Below are 10,417 nucleotides of genomic sequence, written 5' to 3'. Positions count from 1 at the left end.
GCACAAACACCCTTTTTATCATTTGCAGGTTTTATTGTCGTGAAATATCTGTCGATTAATTGTCTAAAATCCTCCGATTTCATAATTTCATGTGCTTCCATAATTTTATTTTATAGTTATCATAAAAGATAACCTGTTTAGGCAAATATATGACAAAATTTGAATTATCATAAAAGATAATCTATTTTGGAACAGAGCTTACAACAAAAAGTCGGAAAACGAATTCAAACAATTAGAATTGAGAAAAAATATTTCTCAACAGGATTTAGCAGCAAAATGCAATTTTGAAAAAAGTAATATGTCAAGATTAGAAAAAGGAAATGCTAATGCAACGCTCTCAACTTTAGAGAAAGTATGCAATGCCTACAAGTAGATTATATAGAATTATTTAAGTTTTAAAAAAGACCTAGTGGCCACGGAAAGAATTCGCATACTATCATTCGTTAAAATTCGTGTAATTACTTCATCAACTAGCGTAGCCAAAATTGTGTAAAAAAACAATTTAATCATATTAGTTCATCAAAGTTTTTGCCTTTCGATAACCAGTTAAACTAATGTTTCTGTGTTTCTTAAAAAATTTATTGAGATGACTTTCGTCAGAAAAACCAAATTCATCTACAATTTCATTGATCCTCATATCACTAAAACTTAATCGATGTTCTATCAATCTAATTTTATAATTTGAGATAAAAGACTGAATCGTTTCCCCACAAGATTCTTAAAATAACTCCCTAAATACGTATTAGATATATCAAATTTCTCTGCTATAGCTGAAGCCTTAATTTTTGAGGACAAAAATATTAGCCTGAATATAATTAATGATTTCAAGGATCTTTTATCTGCATTTCTTTTATACCAACAGGTTTTATCTTTGCTAGATTTCTCGCAGCAATTACAATCATGCATTTACATAATGAGAAGCTAAATCTTCATCATAAATACTTTTTTCTATACTATGTATTAAAGATTCGGCTATAGACCTAACAAGGAACTCATCGGCTTATTTTTTAAAATACAACCTGACAAATGTGTCGCATAATGCAATAAACATTCGATATGGTCAATACTTTTCGACTTATATTCTTTACATACTCACTATTAACCTTAACTAATAAAAACTCAGTAGTCGTTACAGTATCAAACTTATGGAAATCATTTGGCGTAAGTAACATTAAATTTCCTGTTTGATAAGAGATACGATTGCCATTAATGTGAAGAAACCCATTTCCGGAAACTACATAAACCATCTGAAAGAAACTGAATTTAGAATCTACAATCGGACATTCGTTGATCTTCTTATAAATCACCTCAACAGATTGATGCATATTTTCTTTTCTCATCTTGTAAAGATACTTTATTATCATAAAATTATACTGAAAAAATAGCATTACTCAGTTTAATTTTGCTTATATAAATAATACAAAATAATGAAGCAAAAATTCAACTTAAACAAAAATACAATTGCCTTAATCGCGATTTGTCTAGCTAATCTAATGTTCTCTTTAGAAATTTCAAGTGTTCCTGTAATCTTACCAACTCTCGAAAAAGTGCTAAATGCCAATCTCAGAGACATGCAATGGATAATGAATATATACACCATTGGCTGTACTGCTATTTTAATGGTTGCTGGAACCTTAGCGGATCGATATGGTCGAAAACACATTTTAATTATCACATTACTTTTATTTGGTGTTTTCTCCCTAATCTGTGGTTTAGCACAAAATACAGCGGTATTAATTATTAGTCGATTCTTTCAAGGGATAAGCGGTGGGGCTATGCTTATTTGTCAAGTAGCCACTTTATCATATCAATTTCAGGAAGGTAAAGAGCGTAGTAAAGCATTTGGTGCTTGGGGAATTATCCTTGGTATCGGATTAGGTTTTGGCCCTATTATTGGTGGTTTAATACTAGCTTTGTTATCATGGCAGTGGGTGTTTTTAATTCATGTTCCAATAGCTATTATCGCTGCTTTTCTTGTTTATAGCACTGTAAATGAATCAAAAGATTCTGAAACCAAAAAATTAGATATATGGGGAATGATTACATTATCTATCTCTATTTTCGGACTCACTTATTTCATTACCCAAGGCCCAAATTTAGGGTTCTTAAGTCCAATTGCCCTAGCTAGTATACTTATTGCCTTAATAAGTTTGATCCTTTTTATATGGGTCGAAAAAACAACTCCCTATCCCATGTTTGATTTTTCAGTATTTAAAATCAATACTTTTTCAGGAGCTATATTTGGTTCTATAGGCATGAATTTTAGTTTTTGGCCCTTTATAATTTATTTGCCAATTTATTTTCAAAGCTATTTGGGTTATGATGTTGTTACAGTAGGACTTTCTTTGCTTGCTTATACTTTACCAACTTTATTTATTCCTCCATTTGCTGAATATCTTTCGGTTAAATATCGCTCTGGCATTGTAATTCCTTTAGGACTATTTATTCTTGGATTAGGTTTTATCATGATGCGATATGGTAGCATTGCAGAAAATGCTAGCTGGATCACAATGCTACCCGGTTCCCTATTGGCTGGTATCGGACTAGGTTTAACCAATACTCCTGTAACTAATACAACCACAGGTTCAGTTTCAAGTAATCGAGCTGGTATGGCCTCTGGTATAGACATGAGCGCCCGAATGATTACGTTATCTCTTAATATTGCTTTAATGGGAGTTATATTAGTTGAAGGAATCTTATCTCATTTAACAACTTCTTTTTCAAAAGCATTAGAACCAGAAATTTTACGCTCGATAGCAGAAAAAATAGCTGTAGGAAATTTTTCTTCTCTCAATCAAGATTTTCCTGAGCTTGCAACCTTAGATTCTTCAGGGAAAATTGTACATGACGCTCTTGCTCATGGCTTTGACCTAGTCTTATTATATGGAGGTTTTGGTGTATGGATTTTAGCATTAATGAGTTATAAACTTTTCAATCCTAGGAATAGTGACAGATAACTTAATCTGCCTTTTTGTTACCCCAAAAAGGATTAGAATCAAGCCTCCATATGTAGGCAATCTGAAAATTTCCAGAGGACAATCCTATGTTACTAGTATTATTATCAGAAAATGAAGAAAAGATAAGATTATTAACATAGGATAAGCCTAGCGACCATTTTTCTTTATTATATCCTATTGCAACTCTTGGAAAGAATGTAGGATAGACTTCTATCTTTTTTTACCAAAATCATTTATTTTTTCAGTCCCAAAATTAACTCCCATTGTTGCTGAACCACTAGCAAACCACTTTTCATTAATCGCCCAAGTATAAGCATAACCTCCACTTACACCAAACTGAAAATTCCGTAATGAGTTCTTATCCTTGTGTACAAAAGAACTATCTGAATCTATTTTTGTAAAATAAATTCCACCTCCAAGGAGAAAACTTCCTGCGGTTTTTAATTGCCTTTCATTTTGATTAAAAGCTGCTTTATAAGAGAATTTCTTGTTATTAAAAACATACTGCCCAAATGCTCCATATTGCTGAATTTTTAAATCTGGGTATAGCTGTATGTTTTTATCATTATCATCAGCAGTATAAAATCCACGATACTTTTGAACAAAAAGGTCAATTATAAACTTTCGCCCATAATTATGAATTTGAAAATCTAATGCTTTCGTTTTCCCTTTATCTTTATCCTTCATAAAATTTAAGCCGTATCCATAACTTAAATTAATTATAGTGTTATTTACAGACACTCCAAAACCTAAATTCATTGGTGTATTTGGCATAAATTTCTTTGTCTCGCCTCCTATGTTTTGTTCCATAGAAATAAACTTCATCGACTGATATATTCGAATAGAAAGATGATTTTCAAATGGTTTAATATAAGAAGTATCAACCTTAACCTGAGCTTGACTAAAATAAGGAAGAATAAATAAAAGTAAAAAATAAAAATATGTTTTCATTATGCTATAAAACGGAATTTATTGCCCCTTATTATTACGCAAAAGTATTCTTTAGAAAATATAAAAACTACACCTCTTAATTAAATCATATATCTTTTATACATACTTTAAATATGTGATTTCTGCGAATTAAACACTGCAATAATTTAATAAATGAATTCAACTTTACTCAAAAAACAGCTTATCATTATACTTTTATAATTTATTGAACTCGTTTTATTTTCATATTACAATTAAATTAGCATCTTAAATACTTACATTATGATTAAATCAATAATTCTATTATTTTTTTGTCTTCTATTAACCAGTTGTGATCCAATAAGAAATCTTAATTTCATAAACAAAACCGATTCAGATGTTAAAATTAAAATCAATCTAAATCCAGAAGCTAAAAGTTACACTTCGAGTGTTATAAAAGACAAATCAAATGGAGATTCTATTGTCTTCAATCTAAAACAAAAAAATACTGTAAAAATATCTTTTGGAGCTGGAGTTTGGTCTGATCCTATAATTGATGATTTTTCAAATTCAGTAAATACTATTGAGTTTGATACTAAAAACATCAAAACTATTTATAAAACTCCAGAGTCTGTAAAAAAACTCTTAAAAGACAACAAACATGGTTTTTTACACAAACATCGAGTCGACATAGATATTAATTAATAAATTACACACTTCTATAAAAGTATAAATCAGTATTATTATGTCTTGCATTATTTTAAAAAAGGAAGTTAACAAAACTATTTATTCCTAAATGTTTCCAGAAATCCAGTTTTATTTTGATTGGTATTCATACTTTTGAATTACATAAAACAGAGAGAACATGAAAATTTTAATAATAGAAGATGAGGCTGGTTTACGTGAAGTGGTACAACAATCACTTGAAAAAGAAAAATATATTGTCGAAACGGCATATGATTATATTTCTGGATTAGACAAACTAGGCGCATATGATTACGATTGTATTCTAATTGATATCATGCTACCAAACGGGAATGGCCTTGACTTACTTCTGGAAGTAAAAAGACAAAAAAAACAAAGTGCAGTTATTATTATTTCAGCAAAAGATGCTGTTGATGATAAAGTAAAAGGTTTAAACTTAGGAGCTGATGATTATTTAAGTAAGCCTTTTCATTTGTCAGAATTACATGCACGAATAAAATCAGCTATTCGCAGAAATAATTATAATGGAGATAATTTTATTACTTGGAAGAACGTAACTCTTTGCCCTGAACAACGAACCGTTACCATAGATAATAATGAACTAATCTTAAACAGAAAAGAATTTGACTTACTCTACTATTTTATAATAAATCCAAACCGATTAATTAATAAAACTGCGATAGCCGAATATGTTTGGGGCGACCACACCGATCAGGCAGACAATTTAGATTTTGTATATTCACAAATTAAAAATTTGCGAAAAAAACTAAAAGACAGTAATGCCGAAATTGATATTCAAGCAGTTTACGGAATTGGATACAAAATGAATTAATGAAATTACAAAATTATACCCTTCGTTATCTGGCACTTACGCTTCTTATTGTAATCCCAATCTGGGCAGGGATTTTTTATATGCTGATTTTAGATGAAGTACATGATAATATCGATGATGATTTAAAAAACTCTAAGATTATTATTATCCGTCACACTTTTGCCGACAAAAAATTATTAAATTCTCCAGAATTTGGTATCAACAAGTTTACTATAAAACCATTACCAAAAGGTAATTATTCTCGAAAAGATGAGTTTTCTACTTCTAAGGAATTCATGGAATATGATAATGATAACGAACCTATCAGGACATTAAAAACTATATTTAATGATGATAAAGGCAATCCTCATGAACTAATTATAAAAGCATCAATCGTTGAAGAAGATGAATTACTAGAAGATTTACTGCTTGCTTTAATTGGTTTATATGTTATGCTCGTAATTAGTATATTGGCAGTAAACCACTTGTTGTTAAAAAAAATATGGAAATCGTTTCATATCATTTTAGATAATCTTAAAGAAATTAAATTAGGAACTGGCAGCCGATTAAAACCTATAAATTCTCCTATCGATGAATTCAATATCTTAGCAAAAGAAGTAGAAAAAATGCTAAATCGCAATGAAACAATTTATTCTAGTCAAAAACAATTTATAGAGAATGCTTCTCATGAACTACAAACACCACTAGCAATTAGCATTAACAAACTCGAGTTATTTGCCGAAAATACCGTTCTTCCTGATGAACAAATGATGGAAATAGGAAAAATAACCGATACCTTAACTCGCTTAACAAGGTTGAATAAATCGTTATTAATGTTATCCAAAATAGAGAATCAACAGTATTCGGAAGAAGAAAATGTTAACTTTAATGAACTCATTTTATTACTAATTGACGACTACACAGATTTGGCTGATTTCAAAAAAGTAAAAATAACAGTCGTAGAAAATGATTCGTTATATTTTATGATGAACAAAGGATTGGCAATTGCATTGATTAGTAATTTATTAAAAAATGCCATAATACATAATCATCCAGATGGTTTTGTGAATTTCATAATAAATAAGAATGACATCATAATTTCGAACACTGGAAATAATCCTCCTTTAAATTCTGAATTAATTTTCGGAAGATTCTATCGCCATACCACAACAAATGAATCTACTGGTTTAGGTTTATCTATTGTAAAATCAATCATAAATAACTATTCGATTACTATAGAATATTCATTTACGGGAAATCATCAATTCAAAATCAACTTTCCTAAAAAGTAGTCTTTTTTCTATGTTTTTCCTAATTGTTTCCAAATTCTAGTTGTACACTTGCATTAGAATTAAAAATAAATAATTATGAAAACTAAATTAAACTTGGCTATGTGCCTAATAGCAGGATTAGCATTTGGACTTTCTGCAAATGCACAAAAAACAGTAATCACTAAAACTGCACTACCTGCAAATGCTCAATCTTTTTTAAAAACCCATTTTGCAGGACAAGAGCCTACTTATATAATTGAGGACAAAGAAATGTTCTCTAAAGACTACAAAGTTCAGTTTGCTAATAATTTAGAAGTTGAATTTGATGGAAAAGGAAATTGGGAAGAAGTAGATGGAAATCATCAGGCTATTCCTATATCTGTAATTCCAAAAAAAATTGTATCTTACATAAATACCAATTTTGCCAATACAACAATAACCAAAATTGACAAAGGTACTTGGGGTTACGAAGTAAACTTAAGTAACGGTTTAGAGCTAGAATTTAACTCTAAAGGTAATTTTATAAGAATCGATAATTAAGAATCAATAATTTAATACTTTAATCATGAAAAAAATAATCTTATCAGGCTTTATTGCTTTAACGCTTTTATTCTCAGCAACATCTTGTAGTAGTGATGATGATAATGATAATGACTACGAATCTGTAATTAGCGCTAAAGACTTACCTCAACCAGCAACAACATTTGTTACCTCATATTTCCCTACTGCTACTTATAAACTAATAAAAAAGCAAAACATTCCTGATTCTGATGGTTCTGTATATGATGTTTTATTGAGTAATAATTTTGAAATTGATTTTGATATAAACGGAAAATGGGTTGATATCGATGGAAATAACCAAGCAATTCCTGTTGAATTAATTCCTGAAAAAATCAATACTTATGTAAAGGAAAATTATCCTAATCAATCTGTAACAGCTATAGACAACGAAAAAACTCATATCGAAATAGAACTTTCTAATAATCTGGAACTTGTATTTGATCTTGAAGGAAATTTTATCCGAATAGATAAATAAAGATTTGATTAAAAGCAAAATACCGCCTCATGGTTAGAGGCGGTATTTATTTACCAACAAAAAATTAAAAACTAAAAAACATTTTTTATAGGCTTTATTATTTTTATTTATAAATTAAGTACTGCTTTCTCATTTTTTTAAAGGCTTGTAAACCTTCTTTCCAACTATTTCTTATCTCTTCTTCGGAGGTTCCTGCTTCTATCTGCTGTTGTAATTTTTCATTTCCTGCTCGTATTGAGAACTTTCTTTTATCAAAAAATTTAGATTTATCCGATGTTATTTGGTATGCTTTAATCAACCATTTGATTTCTAGTTTATCTATTTTAGGTATTGCCGATAAATCCTCTCCATTACACTCTACTCCATTATATAGAGGGTCTTTATCCCCAAAATTAGGCTTGGGAGTAAATGCAAAGTCACTTTTGGGCAAGTATGGAGATCCATAAATCTGAAATTGCTTTTCGGTTCCGCGTCCCATACTCACATTAGTTCCTTCAAAAAGACACAAACTAACATATAAATTAATCGATTGGTCGTTAGGCAAGTTTGGAGAAGGTCGTACAGGCAAACTATAACTCATACTTCTGTCATAATTTAAGCACGGAATAACCGTAAGTTCACATTGAATCCCATCTTTTAACCATTTTTCTCCATTAATCATTTTGGCTTCTTCACCCAGAGTCATTCCGTGAAGCAAAGGTGTTGGATGCATCCCAATCCCACTTTTAAAAACAATATCCAAAACTGGTCCATCTACAATACCAATATTTGGATTTGGCCGATCCATTACTATCAACGGGACATTATTCTCTGCACATGCTTCCATTATTCTGTGCATTGTAGAAACGTATGTGTATAACCTTGTCCCCACATCCTGTAAATCAAAAATCATGACATCAATTCCTTTTAATTGTTCTCCACTTGGTTTGTTGTTTTTTCCGTAAAGGGAAACAATCGACAAACCTGTTTTTGAATCGATTTCATCAGATACGTGTTCGCCTGCATCGGCTGTCCCTCGAAAGCCGTGCTCTGGTGCAAAAATGGTTTTTATCTTTACTTTTTTCTCAACCAAAAAATCAACAAGATGGGTTTTCTTGTCAATAATTCCTGTTTGATTGGTTACTATACCGATAGTCTTCCCTTTTAGTAAAGGCAAATATTCAGTATAATTTTCTGCTCCTGTCTTTATTTTTTGCGCAAAAGAAACAGTTGTAATTAGTACGCATATTATGGTTAGTTTTTTCATAGAGTTTATTTATTTTTTGCTACTCCCGATAGCTATCGAGAGTAAAGGATTATTTTTTATCACTAATTTTTGCCTCTCGCAGATTTTGGAGATTTACATTATAATAAATTGTATCATGCAAATTTTACAGATTCTGGCAGATTTAATTTAAATTTTATAATCTGTGGCTAATCTTTCTTAATTATTTATTTGTTTCCAGATCTTCGGGCTAAAATCATCTTTATACATTAATTTATTGGTTCTGGTAGGATTTACGCGATTGGTAAGGATAATCAAAAACCTATCATTATTGGGATTTAAAAAGAAAAACGTTCCTGTAAATCCTGTATGCCCAAAATTGTTTTTCTCATAAAACTCATCTGGTTTTCGTTTATCAAAACCAAGTCCTCGATAAATTCCCTTTTTAGCAAGAGGTGATTTTGTAAACGTGGCAACTACCTTTGCTTTTAAAATTTGCTTTCCCTGATACTTTCCTTTATTAAGCAACATTTGGCATATTACCGAGATTGATGTTGCATTTGCAAACAACCCTGCATTTCCCGAAACTCCTCCTAAAATGGCTGCTGCCTCATCATGCACATATCCTTTAATCGTATCCTTTCTGAAAAAATTATCAACTTCTGTTGGAATAATATCTTGTTCTGAAGTCCATTTTAGAGGATTATATCCAATTTTTAAAATACCTAATTCGCTGTAAATCTCTTTTGCCAATTCGTCAAGCTTCAAACCTGTTTTTGCTTCCATCATCTGTTGTGCAAGAATCAAATTTAAATCGCTGTATAAATAATTACCTCTAGGATTCGTACTCGCCAAAGCTATTTTATCATAAACTGTTTTATAGAATTCGGGATTCAACCACATATTTTTATAAATCTGAATATAATTATCCTTGGGTTCAAATGTCAAATACTTAGCATCGTAAATAATATTATTATTTACATGCATATTATCAAATGAGTCTGTATAATCCTCTGATTGCTGACTACTCAACAACGGCAATCCGTTTGAGGTAGAAAGCAAGCTTTGATAAAAAACAATCCCTGATTTTAACCCCGTAGTATGCGTCAACAATTCAAAAAGAGTTAAATCTTCAATAGCAGTATTTTTATACACGCCAACTACATCTCCCAGTTTGTCTTCTAAGCTTATTTTATCTTCTCCAACTAAATGCATTGCTACTAAAGTTGCACCCAAAACTTTAGACATAGAAGCTAGATCGTACACATCATTTGTTTTTACTAATTCAGTTTTTGAATAATCATGATATCCATAATTTTTCAATACAAAGACTGAGTCTTTGCTTCCTACAATAATTTGTGCTCCTGGGAAAAATCCTTTTTGAAGTGCATTATTCACCATTGAATCAATGTAAGCTTCATTTCGGTTTGTATCAAAAGGCTCTTTTGTGTTTTTTAGGGAATGGCAACTAATCCCTAAAAGGATCAAAAAAACAGGTACGATTCTAACTCCTATTTTCTTCAT

The 10,417-nt window shown here is 30.6% G+C and carries 12 protein-coding genes; 7 read left to right on the top strand and 5 right to left on the bottom strand.

Annotation, left to right across the window (positions count from 1 at the left end):
- Positions 1-238: 238 nt before the first annotated feature.
- Entirely contained in the window at positions 239-373 is a 135-nt protein-coding gene (locus EAG11_RS21590) for a helix-turn-helix domain-containing protein (RefSeq protein WP_242499226.1), read from the top strand.
- A gap of 138 nt (positions 374-511) precedes the next feature.
- Here EAG11_RS21590 and EAG11_RS22540 read toward each other — a convergent pair whose 3' ends face one another.
- On the bottom strand, positions 512-667 hold the full coding sequence (locus EAG11_RS22540; protein ID WP_242499225.1) for a helix-turn-helix domain-containing protein: 156 nt from the start codon (positions 665-667) through the stop codon (positions 512-514).
- Between the two features lie 340 nt (positions 668-1,007).
- Positions 1,008-1,340 carry an AraC family ligand binding domain-containing protein gene (locus tag EAG11_RS22535; protein ID WP_242499224.1) on the bottom strand — a complete coding sequence of 111 codons (333 nt, stop codon included), beginning with the start codon at positions 1,338-1,340 and terminating at the stop codon, positions 1,008-1,010.
- 87 nt (positions 1,341-1,427) lie between these two features.
- Between EAG11_RS22535 and EAG11_RS21580 the strand changes: the two genes are divergently transcribed.
- The gene (locus EAG11_RS21580) at positions 1,428-2,957 is read left to right on the top strand and encodes an MFS transporter (protein ID WP_129537328.1); all 1,530 of its coding nucleotides are present in this window, start codon (positions 1,428-1,430) and stop codon (positions 2,955-2,957) included.
- 210 nt (positions 2,958-3,167) lie between these two features.
- Here EAG11_RS21580 and EAG11_RS21575 read toward each other — a convergent pair whose 3' ends face one another.
- On the bottom strand, positions 3,168-3,908 hold the full coding sequence (locus EAG11_RS21575; RefSeq protein ID WP_129540997.1) for a DUF4421 family protein: 741 nt from the start codon (positions 3,906-3,908) through the stop codon (positions 3,168-3,170).
- 261 nt (positions 3,909-4,169) lie between these two features.
- Between EAG11_RS21575 and EAG11_RS21570 the strand changes: the two genes are divergently transcribed.
- The 5 genes from EAG11_RS21570 to EAG11_RS21550 all read left to right on the top strand — a co-directional run bounded on the left by EAG11_RS21570 (position 4,170) and on the right by EAG11_RS21550 (position 7,689).
- Positions 4,170-4,571: a hypothetical protein gene (locus EAG11_RS21570; protein ID WP_129537326.1), complete on the top strand. Its 402-nt coding sequence runs from the start codon at positions 4,170-4,172 to the stop codon at positions 4,569-4,571.
- A gap of 160 nt (positions 4,572-4,731) precedes the next feature.
- Entirely contained in the window at positions 4,732-5,403 is a 672-nt protein-coding gene (locus EAG11_RS21565) for a response regulator transcription factor (RefSeq protein ID WP_129537325.1), read from the top strand.
- Positions 5,403-6,674 carry a cell wall metabolism sensor histidine kinase WalK gene (locus EAG11_RS21560; protein ID WP_129540996.1) on the top strand — a complete coding sequence of 424 codons (1,272 nt, stop codon included), beginning with the start codon at positions 5,403-5,405 and terminating at the stop codon, positions 6,672-6,674. Before EAG11_RS21565 ends, EAG11_RS21560 begins: the two co-directional genes overlap by 1 nt.
- Positions 6,675-6,749: 75 nt before the next feature.
- Positions 6,750-7,193, top strand: a complete 444-nt coding sequence (locus EAG11_RS21555) for a PepSY-like domain-containing protein (protein ID WP_129540995.1) — start codon at positions 6,750-6,752, stop codon at positions 7,191-7,193.
- 25 nt (positions 7,194-7,218) lie between these two features.
- Positions 7,219-7,689, top strand: coding sequence for a PepSY-like domain-containing protein (locus tag EAG11_RS21550; protein WP_129540994.1), 471 nt, complete (start codon positions 7,219-7,221; stop codon positions 7,687-7,689).
- Positions 7,690-7,792: 103 nt separating this feature from the next.
- Here EAG11_RS21550 and EAG11_RS21545 read toward each other — a convergent pair whose 3' ends face one another.
- On the bottom strand, positions 7,793-8,935 hold the full coding sequence (locus EAG11_RS21545) for an exo-beta-N-acetylmuramidase NamZ domain-containing protein (RefSeq protein WP_129540993.1): 1,143 nt from the start codon (positions 8,933-8,935) through the stop codon (positions 7,793-7,795).
- Positions 8,936-9,112: 177 nt separating this feature from the next.
- A complete protein-coding gene (locus EAG11_RS21540; RefSeq protein WP_129540992.1) occupies positions 9,113-10,417 on the bottom strand; it encodes a serine hydrolase in 1,305 nt (434 codons plus the stop codon).

This window comes from Flavobacterium sp. 140616W15, from assembly GCF_003668995.1.
Taxonomy (GTDB): domain Bacteria; phylum Bacteroidota; class Bacteroidia; order Flavobacteriales; family Flavobacteriaceae; genus Flavobacterium.
This window is presented reverse-complemented; position numbering and strand designations above follow the sequence as displayed.

Bases quoted from the DNA above. Each gene is read 5' to 3' on its own strand.
- EAG11_RS22535 (WP_242499224.1), bottom strand. From the start codon at position 1,340: ATGAGAAAAGAAAATATGCATCAATCTGTTGAGGTGATTTATAAGAAG.
- EAG11_RS21580 (WP_129537328.1), top strand. From the start codon at position 1,428: ATGAAGCAAAAATTCAACTTAAACAAAAATACAATTGCCTTAATCGCG.
- EAG11_RS21575 (WP_129540997.1), bottom strand. From the start codon at position 3,908: ATGAAAACATATTTTTATTTTTTACTTTTATTTATTCTTCCTTATTTT.
- EAG11_RS21570 (WP_129537326.1), top strand. From the start codon at position 4,170: ATGATTAAATCAATAATTCTATTATTTTTTTGTCTTCTATTAACCAGT.
- EAG11_RS21565 (WP_129537325.1), top strand. From the start codon at position 4,732: ATGAAAATTTTAATAATAGAAGATGAGGCTGGTTTACGTGAAGTGGTA.
- EAG11_RS21560 (WP_129540996.1), top strand. From the start codon at position 5,403: ATGAAATTACAAAATTATACCCTTCGTTATCTGGCACTTACGCTTCTT.
- EAG11_RS21555 (WP_129540995.1), top strand. From the start codon at position 6,750: ATGAAAACTAAATTAAACTTGGCTATGTGCCTAATAGCAGGATTAGCA.
- EAG11_RS21550 (WP_129540994.1), top strand. From the start codon at position 7,219: ATGAAAAAAATAATCTTATCAGGCTTTATTGCTTTAACGCTTTTATTC.
- EAG11_RS21545 (WP_129540993.1), bottom strand. From the start codon at position 8,935: ATGAAAAAACTAACCATAATATGCGTACTAATTACAACTGTTTCTTTT.
- EAG11_RS21540 (WP_129540992.1), bottom strand. From the start codon at position 10,417: ATGAAGAAAATAGGAGTTAGAATCGTACCTGTTTTTTTGATCCTTTTA.